This is a genomic window from Paenibacillus sp. 1011MAR3C5 (assembly GCF_003591485.1).
Classification (GTDB): Bacteria; Bacillota; Bacilli; order Paenibacillales; family Paenibacillaceae; genus Pristimantibacillus.
Map to the genome: position 1 here is coordinate 250647 of NZ_QZCF01000003.1, position 13799 is coordinate 264445.

Below are 13799 nucleotides of genomic sequence, written 5' to 3' on the forward strand. Positions count from 1 at the left end.
AGGACTGGTTGAAATAAGAAGGCCCGGAAAGTTGACAGGGAGCCCTGAAATCTGGCATACTGGCGAAAGATGATTGATATATCAACTAAATGAGGCGGTATGCGATGAGCGAGCAAGGGACGGAGCATGTCGGCGTGATGATTCATACGATAGACCTTGAAATTACGAATTACTTGAAGCATCGGCTGGGCCAATATCAGCTGGCTCCCGAACAGCATCTGGTGATGTCGCTCCTGCTGAAGCAAGAGGGCTTGACTCAGATTGAGATTGCGGACCAGCTTCGCAAGGACAAGTCAGGCTTGACCCGTATGCTGGCCAGTTTGGAGAAGAAGGGCTTCATCAAGAGGCAAGGCTGTCCGAATGACCGTCGCTGCACGAAAGTATATTTGACGGATGAAGGTCGTTCACTGAGCGGCTATATCGATATGATCACGAAGACGACAAGGGAGCTGTTCGAACGGGGTTTCACGAAGGAAGAGCAAGAGGAGCTAATTCGCTTGCTGACGAAGCTGCGCGAGAATGTGCAATCTGCCTCCCGGATGCCGCAAGACTAGCTATCTGGCCCATTGGTGGATATATCAACTAAAAACTATTTTGGAGGGAAATAAGATGAAAGTAGCAGCAATTATCGGTAGCGTACGCAAAGAATCATATAACCTGAACTTGGCGCGTCATATGCAAAAGCGCTACGCTGGCCGTCTGGATATTGATATTGTAACGCTGAACGAAGTTGAAATGTACAACCAGGACATCGAAGCGGTGCCTCCGACAGGCGCTCAATCCGTCATCGATAAAGTGAAGCAGGCGGATGCGGTGCTTTGGGTTACTCCTGAATACAACGGCTCGATCTCCGGCGTTCTGCATAACACCATCGATTGGCTGTCCAGAGGCGAGAAAGTACTCGTTGGCAAGCCATCCATGATCGCAGGCGCGTCGATGGGTCTGCTCGGAACCGTGAAGGCTCAAATGCATCTTCGCGACATCCTGTTCGCACCTGGCGTCAACTCGCCGCTGCTGCCGGGCAACGAAGTGTATGTTGGCGTCGCCCACGAGAAATTCAACGCACAAGGCGAATTGACGCATGAGCCTACGATCGCGTTCCTTGACCAAGTCGTGAACAACTTTATCGAGTGGCACGGCCGTCATTCGAAAGGCTTTAACTAATAAAAAGGTAAGCAAATCCCCCGTTCCTACGCACAAAACTGCGGAGTGGACGGGGGATTTTTTTGCGATGCATGGCGAAACGGTGTTATTGACCTTGCTCGTCTTGCTTCTCCGATGCGAACGCCTGGATGCTGTTTTGGCGACGCTCATTCTTTTCTTGCAAATTTTGTTTCTCTACAGCCGAAATTTCTTCTGCGTGCTCAGCCAAGTACTGGTTGGTTTCCTGCATATTTTGCTCTGTGTTCTCGATATGCTGCTGCAGATGCTCTGCATTATCAGAGCGATTATCCGGTTTTGCCATTTTAAATTCCTCCCATTCGTATCAAAATCCTCCTTTAGAATGAACTGTAAACGATGTTCTTATACGTAGAGTGGCAGAAATGCAGTCGCCCTTCCGAACCCATCTACCCTACCTGCACAAAAGTATAGCTACTCCTCCTTCTTTTGAAATGGTAAAATTGTAATTATTAGTATGTTCTTGGTGTGACCCGTAATCTATATAGAGGAATTTGGGTGTATCGTTACGAACATAGAAGAAGAGGGATTTTATGACATAGGGATATGGAGTCCCATATCGTCAAAAAATCAGACAGCAGCTTAAAGCGAATGGTAACGATACCAAAGATTCATGCTTACGCCTTAAAACGGCATGGCTGCAACACGATTTAGGATTCAAATTAATGAACAGGGGAGCATCTAACCATGAATTTTTTGGAGCAGCTTGCGTATGAATGGTATTCGTATTCGGGATATTTCGTCAGAAGCAATATTAAATATGATAAGCGTCCAAACGGAGGATATGGCGGGGAGATGGACGTGGTCGCATTTGATTATAAATCCAATAAGCTGATTCATATAGAGGCATCGATGGATGCCGATTCCAATGCCATACGTGTGGAGAGATTTACTCGAAAGTTTGCGATCCCTATCGAAAAATATAACCTGTGCCTGAATACGGATGTGTCGGCGGTGGAGCAGATTGCGATTGTCGGCACTGCCAAATCTACCATTGATTTTGGCAACGGCATCAGGCATGTGACGATTCCGAGCTTCCTGAACTATATAACCAGGGAAGTAAAGGATCTCGACCCGATGAAAGCCGCGATCTCGGAAGGGTATCCGATTCTGCGGGGCATACAATTCTCAAATTATTATTTGTTCAGAGAATAGTGCTTGCAGCCAGACGGGCGTCGCTATATGATTCAACGGACATCCCCGCCATTCAAGCGAATGACGGGGTATTTGGCCTTTAGCAAGGTGTTTTCCGCCGCTGTGGACGAATGCCTATACCATGCCGTTTTTCCTCATAAAATAATCCATTGCCTGCTGCAGCCACTCCTCTTCCTCAGGGGTGAACGGTGAAGGCATCATCGCTTCCAGCTTCTTCAGCTGATCCTCATTCATTTCGGATAGCACCGCGAGATCTTGGACGTTGTCCGAACCGACATAATTCAAGCTGGTATTCAGCTGCTCTTGCATGAGGGTCTGAACCTCCGGATCGTCGATCGGCCTTCCGAAGAGACGTCTGACTTCATTCACGGTGTCCACATACTGTTTGTCGAGCAGCTCCTGAGCCTCGAGCGGTCTGTCGAACAGTCCGCTGACCATATCTGGCTCCAGAAATTGCTCCAGCCACTCGCGCTGCTCATGTTCAGACTGAATGCTTTGAATGATGCTGATCATAATAGAGCTGTCTACTTCTTTTTTGTCCTCGAGCAAGACGGTTGCTCTGGTGATCGCCTTAATGGCGGTATCGATTCGCTTGCGCTGGGCTTCCAGCGCTTCCTTCTGCGCGAGGAACGAATCCAGCAAGCTGGCATCGAACCGGGGATGCTGGAGCAGGGTTTGAATATCCTCCAGACTGTAGCCCAGAAATTTCATCGTTACGATCTTTTGCAGGATGCCAATATCGTCTTCGCCATAATACCGATGTCCGCTCTGGGGGTCCTTATACGCTTTCATAAGCCCGATCTCGTCATAATAGTGAAGTGTCCGAACCGATAAGCCTGTCAGCTTCGCAAACGATCCAACTGTGTAGTGCTTTGATGCTTCGTGCATGTTCATCCGCCTTTCCTTTATAGGGATAATGGTATGAACCCATCATATCTCCTCACGTAACGGAAGGCGCAACCCCTTGTTTTGCAGGGCGAGTCTGGCGCACGGAACGAAGCAGCCATAAGCAATAAGCAGCGATAATTGCCAGCACGAGATAATCATACAGGTGGTTGCTTGGCTCATTCCCTGTCATATTAATGAAATTGTGCAGGCCATGGAACAGAATCGTCAGCAGCACAGCCTGGTGCTTCGCAACAAGCAGTGACAGCATGAAGCCGGTGCCGAATGCATATACGATTTGGAGCAGCGTATCTTCCAGAGATTGGCCGCCGAGCGCTTGAAGCGCATGCGTAATGCCGAAGAATACGCTGGAGATCATGACGGCATACAAGACGCCCTTATGAGCGAACACTCGCATGAGAATGCCGCGGAACAACGTTTCCTCCACGAATCCGACGAGCAGCAGCTGTGTAAGCAGAAGATAGACGAAGGTTGAGGCTGGAGCCGCCGCAAAGCCATTATTGGCGATAAGCAGCACAATTAGGATAAGCAAGAGAGGCGCATAATCGAGCCACTGCTTTCCTTTGATCGCCGAGATGCCTGTCAGGTAATAGGTCCGGGCGCGGTCTTTGCGAATGAGAAAGTACAACAGAAAAAGGGCTAGCGGGATAAACCCAAGAAAAGGCGCAGCCGGATGCGTAAGCTCGGCAATTGACACATAAGCGCTGCCGCCTGCGACAAATACGATGAGCGCCAGCTCGATCCATAGCAGAACGAGAAAAGGTTTTTTGGCGATGGATGTTTCCTTACCGGTCATATGCATTAGAACTCCCTCTTTTCGATAAGTTGCTTGAGCCATTCCAGCTCCATGCGATAAAACTGCAGGCCGTAATGCATGACGGACATGCGGTAGTAATAGTCGTCTTTATTCGGAATTTGGGTTAGCTCCTGCCCGACGATCCGTTCGACAGCTTCAATGCGAGAGAGTACCGCGGTTTGTTCATGCATAAACAGCCCAAGATTACGGACTCGTGTGTCTTGCTCCAAATAATCATAGAAGAAAATCTTCACCAAGTATTCGCGCCGGTTCGATTGCAGCGGCTCGCGCAGCCAGCTAAGGAAGCTCTGACGACCGGCTTCTGTTAATTCGTACAGCTTTTTGTTCTTGCTGTTGTTCGTTTCTTCCTCAGTCACCATGCCGCCTTCCACGAGCCGCTTCAGAGCGGGATATAAGCTCCCGTAACTGATTGTGAAGTACAGTCCTACGGTTTGCTCCGTCGTCTTCTTAATATCGTAGCCGCTCATCTTGCCTTGCATTAACATCCCCAGGATCACTTGTTCAACCATAAAAACCCTCCATATATCATAACGATATATCAATTTGATATATTTAATATACGACTGACGTTAAATGATGTCAATAGACGATTTGGAAAATGGGAAAAGCGAGCTTATCGAAGGAACGATATGGTAAAATGTTCTGTAGCAGAATCACGCTGAAAATCGTGGATTAAAGGGCAAAGGAGTGGTGATGATGAAGGGTCCAAATTTCAGTATCGAAGGCAAAATCGCCATTGTTACGGGAGCGAGCAAGGGAATCGGCTACGGGCTGGCGCAAGCGCTGGCGGCTGCTGGAGCGAAGGTGGCGGCGACAGCGCGCAAGAAGGAGGATCTGGCCACATTGGTGGATGAGATCAAGGAAGCCGGGGGAGAAGCGGCGGCTTACGCGCTGGACGTGCGCAATGTATCTCAGATCAAAGAGGTATTCGGACAGATTGCGGCCGACTTCGGACGGATTGATATTTTGGTGAACAACGCAGGTCTTGGGGAAGGGATGCTTGCCGAAGACGTCACGGAGGAGTATTGGGACGATATGCTCGACGTGAATCTGAAGGGAGTATTCTTCTGCTGTCAGACGGCGGGCAACTATATGCTGAAGCAAGGCTATGGCAAAATCGTTAACGTCAGCTCCCAGGTAAGCATCGTCGGCATCCCGGAAGGCGTGGCGTATTGCGCGTCGAAGGGCGGCGTGAACCAGCTGACCAAGGTACTGGCCCTGGAATGGTCGAGCAGAGGCGTCAATATTAATGCCGTCGGCCCGACATTCATCTATACGCCGGGAACAGCAGAGAGGCTCGATACGCCGGACTTCCGCGCGAATGTGCTATCACGGATACCGGCTGGGCGTATCGGATCGATTGATGATGTGGCAGGTGCGGTTGTTTATCTCGCGTCTCCCGCCGCGGATTTGGTGACGGGTACGCTGCTGTTAGTAGACGGCGGCTGGACATCGCAATAGGAGGGATGATGACGATGGAGCAGCTCATGTTTGTAGAGATTGGGATGGGCATTGATCTGCATGGGCAAAATGTGACCAAAGCGGCAATTCGGGCCGTGCAGAACGCGATTCACCATAATTCCATGCCGGGCATTCGTACCGTCTTGCCTGACGGAGACTTGAATCGGATGAAAGTGAATGTCCGGCTGGCTGTGCCCGCCGATAAGGATAAGCTGGACCTTGATGCTGTGAAGGAGAAGCTGCCGTATGGTCAGGTGACATTCGAGGTGGTAGACGGAGGCATGCTGACGACAAGCGGCATCGTGCTTCCGGACAAACAAGATGCGAATGATCTGGCGTATGTCGTTATTGCTTCTGTAGAGGTAGGGTACTAGTATTCAAGAAGTCTTACAATATTGTCATGCAACTGAAAGCTAGATCAATGGTTGTCATCTTCAACATCCTTTAAGATAAAGTCATAGGCCAAGGACAGAGGAGATGACAACATGGACAAGCGCATCGTAAGAAGCTTTGCTATAGTATTGGGCTGCCTGTTTAGCATTGTCTTTACCGGTCGCAACAATTCCCAGTTTGCACAGGAACAGCAACATCAACAAGACGCAGAAGTCGTTCTTCTATAAATAGGCAGCCATAAGAAAGCCGGTCCGCGTTTAAAGCGCGGATCGGCTTTTCGCTTGGAGGCTCGCTAGGTGCCGGTGGATGCGGCGTTGCTTTTGATGGAATCGGACTCCAGCGTGCGGAGCTCGTTTTTGCCGAAGAAGAGGCCGGACACTGCAGGCAAATAGCGATGCGCGAACCATACTGCTGCCCATGAGCCAAGCAGCGCCAGAAGGAACCCGGCTCCATACCAGAGGTGAAGAGTCATCTCCGGTGCGCCTTCCGGGCGAAGCACGCGGTAAGCGGCGAGAAACAGCGGGTGGATCAAATAAATGCCGAATGACAGCGACCCAAGCTTCCTCAGCTTAGCCAGCCAGAAGAAGTCAGGACTGAACCGATTAAGAAGCTTGGCGCCAGCCCACAGGAACAGAAGGGCGGACAGAATCGTGTAGACATTCCATAGCAAGGTGTATACATAGAGCGGACGGGCGATCGCAGCCATCCGAAGATCGAACCATACGCTGGCATGCCACAGACCGGCGAGAAGCCATACGAGCCAGCATACGGCTATACCCCATCTGCGAAGCGAAGGGCTGCTGTGCTGGCGGCGGGCAACGCTCCACTGCTTGATTGCTGGGTAATGTATGCCCCAATAGGCGCCCAGCAGATAGAAGCTGATGTAAGAGAATGCCCAGCTTCCTACATTAGGAATAGGTATAAGCTCGTTTAAGCCGAAGAAGAGCCATTGAAGGATTAACCCGGACGGAATGAGCCAAGACAGAAGCCCAGGCCATTTCTGAAGCAACCATAATGCAATCGGAAAGAGCAGATAGAATTGAATGCTGATAAATACGAAATACAAATGAGAATAGGCGGTACCCGTTCCTATTTTCTGCGCAAAGTCAAGAAGAGGGTTGGTAGGAAGGACGGCAGGATCGCGGGTGAAGTAGACTAGCAGGTAGTAGATTGTCGAAAATACAAGATATGGTATAATAATGTGGATCCATCTCTTTTTGTAAAAGATAAGGATCGTGTCCTTCGATAGCGGACGATGATAGTAATTCAGGAACAGCACGAAGCTGCTAAGGAAGATGAAGACGGGCGTACCGAATTTCAGAAATATATTGATGAAGTTATAGACGGGATAGCTATTCGGGTAGACCAGCATCTCGACTGTGGAGAAGGAAGTGGCGTGTACGGCAAGCACGCCGATAATCGCAATGGCGCGCACGAGGTCGATTTCGGACAATCGGCTTCCTTTCGGCTGGTTAACGATGGCACGGTCCATGATTGTCTCTCCTAAATGAATAGTAGATTTTCCAGAATAACCTAGACTCATTATTGGATGAAAAGTAAACATTAGTCAAGCGTTAAAATAGGGAGGCTTTATGCGGAGGAAAAACAGGAAAGTGGCTGCGGCTGTCGCTGTGCTCGTCTTCTGCCTGCTGGCGGCGGGCGGCATGGCGGGGTGGATGCTATACGAGAAGAAGACCGATACGAGCAATTCCAATCTCAGGCAAGCGCTGATCAAGGTGGACTCGGTGGGGAAGCTTCAGCCTGCTTATGATCTCATTGTGGCGGGCACCGACCCGGAGGGGATCGTGGCGGCATTGTCTGCTGCGCGCAACGGCTTGTCCGTACTGCTCGTAGACGGACGCGATCGAGATATATTAGGTGGACTCATGACGATCGGCTGGCTCAATTCGCTTGATCTGAATTATTCGCCGGAGCAGTCGAAGCTCTCAGACAAGCATCAATTTCTGAACAAGGGAATCTTCCAGGAGTGGTATGACCAGATCGAAGGCACTTCCTTCGATACGCATACGGCAGCCAATGTATTCTACCGGATGGTCTTGGCGGAGCCGAATATCGATTTGCTGATGAAGGTTCGTTCTATGGAGCCGATCGTTCTCACTTCCGGTGAGGCGAAGCGCATAACCGGATTAAACATCGTGACCGGGGAGGGAGAGGCCAAGCAGGTTGGAGCTGCGGCCGTTATCGATGCAACGCAGGATGGAGATATTGCGGCTGCGGCGGGTGTGCCTTATACGATCGGAAGGGCCGATATCGGCAGACCGGACGCGCAGATGGCGGTTACGCTTGTTTTCCGGCTGAGCGGGGTTACGCAGGAGGTATGGGATTCCTTCGCGACGATCGGCGACGGCACGGGCATCGACAAGATGAGCGCATGGGGATTCAAGGCGGCCCGGGATTACGTCTCTTCCAATCCCGATCGCGTGGGCATACGCGCGCTTAACGTCGGCAGGGAGAACGATGAGACGGTGCTTATCAATGCTATGCATATTTTCGATATCGATCCGCTCGACCCTGCGTCTGTACAAGAAGCGCTGGAGATCGGCAGCGAGGAAGCGCCGCTTATTACGGAGTATCTACGCAAGACGTACAAGCAGCTGGAGAACGTCGAGTTTGCGGGCACAGCGCCGGAGCTGTACGTACGGGAGACGCGGCATATGCAAGGCGAATACCGGCTGACTGCCGTTGATGTGGTTGACAATCGGGATTTCTGGGACGCTATAGCCTACGGCTCTTACAAAGTGGACATTCAGCGGATTAACGCTGTCGACAGGGGAGCCATAATTGTAGCGCCCAAGCAGTATGGTGTTCCGTTCCGCTCGCTGGTTCCGCTGGAGGTGGACCAATTGCTGGTTGTAGGGCGCGCAGCCAGCTTCGACAGTATCCCGCATGGCAGCGCACGCGTCATACCTCTGGGCATGGCGACCGGCCAGGCGGCAGGCGTCGCAGCCAAGCTGGCGGCGGAGAGAGGCATGACCTTCCGCGAGCTGTCGAAGTCCGAGGAAGCGATCGGTGAGCTGCGCGGTCGGCTAACCGAGCAGGGGATGGACCTCACTCGCGCCAGCTTCAAGGAGCCCGACTATATGAAGCATAAGCACTACAAGGGATTGCTTGCGGCGGTCAGCATGCTTCTGACATTCGGCGGCGATTATAATGAAGCGTTCCAGCTTGACGCGGGGGCGATGGCCGGGCATTTCTCCAATAGCATGATGATGGTGAAGACGATTCATCCTGATTTCTTCAAGGGCAATCCTTATGCGGCGTTAGAGGGACTGGAGGAGCCGGGCCAGCTTCCGCTCACCTTGGATCAGCTAGCCTACGGTGCGGCCGTTACGGCAGGAGTGGAAGTAAGCCGCGACTCTGCACTGGATGAATTGAAGAAGCGGGGCTGGCTGGCGGCGGAGACGATCGAAACGATTGCCGACCCGAATAAGCTGACGAATGGGGAGACGTTCTCGCTCGTGCGGGATATTGTGCAGCATTATGTTGGTGTCGTATATGAATAAGCGAATGTAGCGATTGGATACGATTGGATACGATTGGGAGATCATATCGAACTCGCGATTCTATGACGTTCAGAGGTCATCATCGAATGACGAGGGACAACCTTCTTTCTTTTGGTTGCATGAACCAGGGGCCCAAACCCAAGAAATGGATTTCCAGCTCACTAAAATTGTTTATGGACATGTTGCGCTGCCAGAGACGATAGTTCAAGCATTGAAGCGGTGGACCGGAATTTGGTCTGCCGCTTTGTCATTTGGTCGAGGCGCCACGGAATGAGCTCCGTAACCTCTCGCGCGAGGTCAATGCATAAGGCTTTGGCAAGCAGCGGAGAATTTCGGACGGCTTCGTCAGCTCGAATTGCACAGCGATGCCGTAGCCACCTGACGCCCCCTTGCCGATCGTCAAGACGGATCGACCGCAGAGTCAGAGAGGTGCCGTCCGGAATACGGAAAGTGCTGCGGGCTTCACAGCCGGGCGCGGCTGACGCTTTGGCGCATACGGCTCGCAGTGTCCCCGGCATAGCGGAATCCGACAGTTGTTCCGAGTTAAGCGGTATGCAGGGCGGCGCGGCTGCCATCCATCTGCTGCCATAGGCTGCGATAGAGTCCCTCTTCAAGATGCAGCAGCTCGGCATGGGTGCCGGCTTCGACGATCGCGCCGTTCTCCATCGCAACAATCGTATCGGCCTCCTGCACTGTCGTCAGCCTGTGGGCGATGACGAGCACGGAGCTTCCGCGTTCCTTGGCTCGCTTCAGAATGGCCTCCATCACCTTGCGTTCCGTCTCCAGATCCAGCGCGGAGGTCGCCTCGTCGAAGATCCAGACAGGCCGGTCGGCAAGCACCGCTCTCGCAATAGCCAGCCGCTGCTTCTGTCCTCCGCTGAGCGAATTGCCATGCTCGCTCATGACGGTATGATAGCCTTCCGGCAGGGCTTGAATGAAACTATGGGCTTCCGCAATCATCGCCGCTTCAATTAGCTCCGCCTCGGTTGCATCCGGCTTCGCCATCAGCAGATTATCGCGGATCGACCCGGCATAGAGATAAGGCCGCTGCGGCACATAGGAGACATATTGCCTCGCTTGCTCTGCGCTCTCTACGGTAGCGGCTCCGCATACCTTTACAGTGCCGGAGGTAGGGAAGAGGAGTCCGGCCCCAAGCTTGGCGACCGTAGATTTGCCTGAGCCGCTTGATCCGACGATTGCCATGAACGAAGCTGGCCTTAGCGCAAGCTTGAACTCGTCAAGGAGAAGAGGGCTTGACGCCCTTTCGTCCGACAGTGACCGCTTCTCGGCCTCTTGAATTCCCGCATGCTCATCATAGCCGAATTGCACGTTGTGCCAAGTCAGACTGGCTTCCTGACCGTCTGTTGACCTATTGGTTTCCCCATTATGCTCCGGTTCTTTCTCCGCATTCCATATGCTGGCGATTCGAATGGCGGCGCCTTTGGATTCCTGGATTTGTCCCCATAGCTGCCCCAGTGCGAGCAGCGGATTATAAACTCTCCAGATGAGGATGAAGAACGCCATTAGTGCTCCGATATGAATTTTACCCTCTACGGCAAGCCAAGCCACGACAAGAATTGTACCCCACGCGATCAGCAATGCGGATGTAACGGACAGCGATTGGACAAGCGCTTGCCACCACATTCTGCGCATATACAGATCGTTAAGCTTCTCGCGTTCATGAACGAATCGGTCCGTCATCCATTCTTGGGCATCGAAGGCCCTCAGCATATCCATGCTTTGAAGGGCATCCTGCTGGCATTGCTTCAGCACGCTTTCCTGATCGGCTACCCGCTTGCCGATGTTCATCAGACGATGGCGAAGCAGATGGCTGCCTAGCAGACATAGAGGCATGAGCAGGATGACGCCTAGCGCAACCTGCCATTGCAGCGTGAACATATAGATGCAGGCAAAGAGAAGCATGAGAACTTGGGTGCCCATATTATTAAAGATCGTTACCGGCAGAAGAGTAACTTTATTGGAATCCCAGTAAATACGCTGCTGCAAATCGGCGGAATGCGAAGCTTGCGCTTTCTCCAGCGGCAGCCGCTGCGCATGATCGGCCAAATCAAGCGCGACATTGCGGTGAAGGATGCTCATATTGTTTTGCTTGAGATAATGCCCGATCAGTCCCAGCACAGTCAGCACAAGCAAGCCAATGTTAAAGCCGATGAGCAAGTTTCTTACTTTGTCCAACTCACCCGTTTCCAAAAAATTAAAGTAAAATTCCATCATCATCGGAATAAGCAGGTGAATGACCAGATCGGTCAGGCAGAGCAGTATCGCCAGTACGAACAACGTCCGGCTGCTGCCGAGCCGGCTCCATAGCAGCGGAATAAGCTCCCGGATGCGCGGAGTGGCGCTAAGCTGCGGCACTTGTCTCATCAGGCCGTCCTCCCTTCGGTATCGTTGTCCTGCCAGTCGCCTGCTTGAACGAGTGCAGCGTAGCGGCCTTGCATCTGCATGAGCTCCTGATGCGTACCGGATTCCATACACTGACCATCCTCCACATATAAGATGCAATCCGCATCCCGCACGGTGGAGAGACGATGGGCAACCACAATGACAGTACGGCCCTTGGCGATGGTTCGCAGCGCTTCCTGCATGGCCGCTTCATTAGCGGCATCAAGCGCGCTTGTCGGTTCGTCGAGCAGCAGCACGCGCGGATTGCGGATATATGCCCGGGCTAGCGCGAGCCGTTGCTTTTGTCCGCCGGAGAGTCGCCCGCCGCCTTCGCCCAGACGATGCTCATATCCACCCGGCAAGTCTTTGATGAAGGAATGCGCATTGGCGAGCAGGGCGGCCTGCCTGATTTCCTCGTCCGTCGCATCAAGCTTGCCGATGCGGATATTGTCAGCGACGGTGGCGTCGAGAATAACAGAGTCCTGAGGCAAGTAAGCCGCATGGTCGCGCCACTGCTTCCAATTGCCTGCATGAAGCGGGGTTGCGCCATGCCGGATGATGCCTTCATCCGGCGGGTACAGACCGAGCAGCAGCTTAAGGAGCGTGCTCTTGCCGCTTCCGCTTGGGCCTACAATCGCCGTCTTCTGTCCGTGGCGGAAGGTCGCAGTGAAGCTCTGAAGCACAGGATTGCCGTCATAACGGAACGTACAGCTCTCAAGGCTGATGTCTGCATCCAGGGTCCACCCCGGCGGTTCGTCGCCGTTGCCGGATTGCCGGGCGTTGGAGTCGGCAGGTTGTTCCGCCAGTTCCAGCGCACGGCCCGCATGGGCAATGGCGTCCTGTACCGCTGCCCATGTGTTGGCAATGTGAGCAAGCGGGAAAATAATTCGTTCATAGGAGAGAATGAAGGCTGCTATTGCTCCGATGCCTAGTGTACTCTGGACGACCATCCAGGCGCCCATGCCGAAAATATAGGTTTGTCCGAAGAGAAATCCAATCATGATGGCAGAATTGGTGACGGCGCGGTACATATCCGTTCGAAGCCAGCGGCGCCTTGTTATCTCCACTTGCTGTACCCATTTCTGATTAAAGTCCTTACGTCTATTGAAACTGCGGGTGACCTCCGCACCTTGCAATTGGTCCAGCAAGGCGGCATCCGTCTCGGCTTGAGCCGTGTTTGTCCGCTCTTGATTAATCCGGATAGGCTTGCCGAGCATGTTGCTTAACAGCGGTATGAGCAGTGCGGCGACAAGTGCGCCCGCCATCAGCTGCCAGGACAGCACAGTTAAATACGCGAATAAAAACACGATGGACAGAACGTTCTGCACGAGCTCAGGCAGCTTCTCATTCAGTCCGGCTTGTGCGCTGACAGCTGACTGGTTCATCCGCTGAAGCTTGTCGCCGGTATGCCAGCTGTTATATTTCACCAGCCGCATGATGAATAACCCGTTTAGAATATCGCGCTGAAGATTGAGCGTCGTCCGGTTGGATAAGCGCTGCATCAGAAAGGCTTGCACGAACGAAATGAGAAGCTCGGCGGCGAATATGGCCCCGAACCAGAGTGCCGCTATCGACAAGGCATTGCCGTCCAGCGCATATGCCGCATCGAAGAGCCGCCGCATCGCCTCAGCCCAGCCGACCGGGAGCAGTGATGCGACAATGGCGATCATGCTGACACCGGTATAGGAGAGCCATTGCTTCTTAGCGCGTCTCAGCATAAGAATAATGATAGAAAGGGATGAGCCCTGCTTCGATGAAGTATTCAAACTCGCACCTCCGAAAGTGTTCTATAACCAATAATGTCATAAATGGGCAGAACTTAATAGCCCCTTCGGTATGAATGGGCCATACATCTTCAGGCGGAGATGCGAACCAAGCATCCCTGTGCTGCATTTGATGAAACAGCTCAGAGATACGGACGTGCGAGATGATGATAGGCAAAAAGGTAACTGCATAAACAC

General features: G+C 52.5%; 15 protein-coding genes. 7 read left to right on the plus strand and 8 right to left on the minus strand.

The window, feature by feature from the left end; translation table 11 throughout:
• Window positions 1-104: 104 nt before the first annotated feature.
• Together D3P07_RS10870 and D3P07_RS10875 are read left to right on the plus strand one after the other, a co-directional pair.
• Window positions 105-554, plus strand: a complete 450-nt coding sequence (locus D3P07_RS10870; RefSeq protein WP_119800249.1) for a MarR family winged helix-turn-helix transcriptional regulator — start codon at window positions 105-107, stop codon at window positions 552-554.
• Window positions 555-609: 55 nt separating this feature from the next.
• Window positions 610-1164: an NADPH-dependent FMN reductase gene (locus tag D3P07_RS10875; protein ID WP_119800250.1), complete on the plus strand. Its 555-nt coding sequence runs from the start codon at window positions 610-612 to the stop codon at window positions 1162-1164.
• An 85-nt stretch (window positions 1165-1249) separates the two neighbouring features.
• Here the strand turns inward: D3P07_RS10875 and tlp are convergent, their stop codons facing one another.
• Window positions 1250-1465 carry a small acid-soluble spore protein Tlp gene (tlp, locus tag D3P07_RS10880; RefSeq protein WP_119800251.1) on the minus strand — a complete coding sequence of 72 codons (216 nt, stop codon included), beginning with the start codon at window positions 1463-1465 and terminating at the stop codon, window positions 1250-1252.
• A gap of 401 nt (window positions 1466-1866) precedes the next feature.
• On the opposite strand from tlp, the gene D3P07_RS10885 reads away from it, so the two are divergent.
• Window positions 1867-2334 (plus strand): hypothetical protein, encoded by a 468-nt coding sequence (locus D3P07_RS10885; RefSeq protein WP_119800252.1) that lies wholly within the window; start codon window positions 1867-1869, stop codon window positions 2332-2334.
• A gap of 114 nt (window positions 2335-2448) precedes the next feature.
• On the opposite strand, the gene D3P07_RS10890 is transcribed toward D3P07_RS10885, so the two are convergent.
• The 3 genes from D3P07_RS10890 to D3P07_RS10900 are packed head-to-tail and all read right to left on the minus strand — an operon-like array spanning window position 2449 to window position 4566.
• On the minus strand, window positions 2449-3222 hold the full coding sequence (locus tag D3P07_RS10890) for a MerR family transcriptional regulator (RefSeq protein WP_182914266.1): 774 nt from the start codon (window positions 3220-3222) through the stop codon (window positions 2449-2451).
• Between the two features lie 52 nt (window positions 3223-3274).
• The gene (locus D3P07_RS10895) at window positions 3275-4036 is read right to left on the minus strand and encodes a CPBP family intramembrane glutamic endopeptidase (RefSeq protein ID WP_182914267.1); all 762 of its coding nucleotides are present in this window, start codon (window positions 4034-4036) and stop codon (window positions 3275-3277) included.
• A 5-nt stretch (window positions 4037-4041) separates the two neighbouring features.
• On the minus strand, window positions 4042-4566 hold the full coding sequence (locus D3P07_RS10900) for a PadR family transcriptional regulator (RefSeq protein ID WP_119800255.1): 525 nt from the start codon (window positions 4564-4566) through the stop codon (window positions 4042-4044).
• A 184-nt stretch (window positions 4567-4750) separates the two neighbouring features.
• Between D3P07_RS10900 and D3P07_RS10905 the strand changes: the two genes are divergently transcribed.
• The 3 genes from D3P07_RS10905 to D3P07_RS27530 all read left to right on the plus strand — a co-directional run bounded on the left by D3P07_RS10905 (window position 4751) and on the right by D3P07_RS27530 (window position 6138).
• Window positions 4751-5518, plus strand: a complete 768-nt coding sequence (locus tag D3P07_RS10905; protein WP_259391438.1) for an SDR family NAD(P)-dependent oxidoreductase — start codon at window positions 4751-4753, stop codon at window positions 5516-5518.
• A gap of 14 nt (window positions 5519-5532) precedes the next feature.
• Complete coding sequence (locus D3P07_RS10910) at window positions 5533-5892, plus strand: Lin0512 family protein (RefSeq protein WP_119800257.1); 360 nt, start codon at window positions 5533-5535, stop codon at window positions 5890-5892.
• Between the two features lie 111 nt (window positions 5893-6003).
• On the plus strand, window positions 6004-6138 hold the full coding sequence (locus D3P07_RS27530; RefSeq protein ID WP_259391439.1) for a hypothetical protein: 135 nt from the start codon (window positions 6004-6006) through the stop codon (window positions 6136-6138).
• Window positions 6139-6203: 65 nt separating this feature from the next.
• Here the strand turns inward: D3P07_RS27530 and D3P07_RS10915 are convergent, their stop codons facing one another.
• Window positions 6204-7403 (minus strand): acyltransferase, encoded by a 1200-nt coding sequence (locus tag D3P07_RS10915; protein WP_119800258.1) that lies wholly within the window; start codon window positions 7401-7403, stop codon window positions 6204-6206.
• A gap of 100 nt (window positions 7404-7503) precedes the next feature.
• On the opposite strand from D3P07_RS10915, the gene D3P07_RS10920 reads away from it, so the two are divergent.
• Window positions 7504-9435, plus strand: a complete 1932-nt coding sequence (locus D3P07_RS10920) for an FAD-dependent oxidoreductase (RefSeq protein ID WP_119800259.1) — start codon at window positions 7504-7506, stop codon at window positions 9433-9435.
• 161 nt (window positions 9436-9596) lie between these two features.
• On the opposite strand, the gene D3P07_RS26985 is transcribed toward D3P07_RS10920, so the two are convergent.
• The 3 genes from D3P07_RS26985 to D3P07_RS10935 are packed head-to-tail and all read right to left on the minus strand — an operon-like array spanning window position 9597 to window position 13604.
• Window positions 9597-10010: a hypothetical protein gene (locus tag D3P07_RS26985; protein ID WP_119800260.1), complete on the minus strand. Its 414-nt coding sequence runs from the start codon at window positions 10008-10010 to the stop codon at window positions 9597-9599.
• On the minus strand, window positions 9979-11820 hold the full coding sequence (locus D3P07_RS10930; protein ID WP_119800261.1) for an ABC transporter ATP-binding protein: 1842 nt from the start codon (window positions 11818-11820) through the stop codon (window positions 9979-9981). The genes D3P07_RS26985 and D3P07_RS10930 overlap by 32 nt, the downstream gene beginning before the upstream one ends.
• Window positions 11820-13604 (minus strand): ABC transporter ATP-binding protein, encoded by a 1785-nt coding sequence (locus D3P07_RS10935; protein WP_119800262.1) that lies wholly within the window; start codon window positions 13602-13604, stop codon window positions 11820-11822. Before D3P07_RS10935 ends, D3P07_RS10930 begins: the two co-directional genes overlap by 1 nt.
• Window positions 13605-13799 lie beyond the last annotated feature (195 nt).

What these genes read in the sequence shown, in the direction of transcription:
- D3P07_RS10885 (WP_119800252.1), top strand. Translation starts at nt 1,867, where the DNA reads ATGAATTTTTTGGAGCAGCTTGCGTATGAATGGTATTCGTATTCGGGA.
- D3P07_RS10895 (WP_182914267.1), bottom strand. Translation starts at nt 4,036, where the DNA reads ATGACCGGTAAGGAAACATCCATCGCCAAAAAACCTTTTCTCGTTCTG.
- D3P07_RS10870 (WP_119800249.1), top strand. Translation starts at nt 105, where the DNA reads ATGAGCGAGCAAGGGACGGAGCATGTCGGCGTGATGATTCATACGATA.
- D3P07_RS10900 (WP_119800255.1), bottom strand. Translation starts at nt 4,566, where the DNA reads ATGGTTGAACAAGTGATCCTGGGGATGTTAATGCAAGGCAAGATGAGC.
- tlp (WP_119800251.1), bottom strand. Translation starts at nt 1,465, where the DNA reads ATGGCAAAACCGGATAATCGCTCTGATAATGCAGAGCATCTGCAGCAG.
- D3P07_RS10905 (WP_259391438.1), top strand. Translation starts at nt 4,751, where the DNA reads ATGATGAAGGGTCCAAATTTCAGTATCGAAGGCAAAATCGCCATTGTT.
- D3P07_RS27530 (WP_259391439.1), top strand. Translation starts at nt 6,004, where the DNA reads ATGGACAAGCGCATCGTAAGAAGCTTTGCTATAGTATTGGGCTGCCTG.
- D3P07_RS10930 (WP_119800261.1), bottom strand. Translation starts at nt 11,820, where the DNA reads ATGAGACAAGTGCCGCAGCTTAGCGCCACTCCGCGCATCCGGGAGCTT.
- D3P07_RS26985 (WP_119800260.1), bottom strand. Translation starts at nt 10,010, where the DNA reads ATGGCAGCCGCGCCGCCCTGCATACCGCTTAACTCGGAACAACTGTCG.
- D3P07_RS10890 (WP_182914266.1), bottom strand. Translation starts at nt 3,222, where the DNA reads ATGCACGAAGCATCAAAGCACTACACAGTTGGATCGTTTGCGAAGCTG.
- D3P07_RS10920 (WP_119800259.1), top strand. Translation starts at nt 7,504, where the DNA reads ATGCGGAGGAAAAACAGGAAAGTGGCTGCGGCTGTCGCTGTGCTCGTC.
- D3P07_RS10875 (WP_119800250.1), top strand. Translation starts at nt 610, where the DNA reads ATGAAAGTAGCAGCAATTATCGGTAGCGTACGCAAAGAATCATATAAC.
- D3P07_RS10910 (WP_119800257.1), top strand. Translation starts at nt 5,533, where the DNA reads ATGGAGCAGCTCATGTTTGTAGAGATTGGGATGGGCATTGATCTGCAT.
- D3P07_RS10915 (WP_119800258.1), bottom strand. Translation starts at nt 7,403, where the DNA reads ATGGACCGTGCCATCGTTAACCAGCCGAAAGGAAGCCGATTGTCCGAA.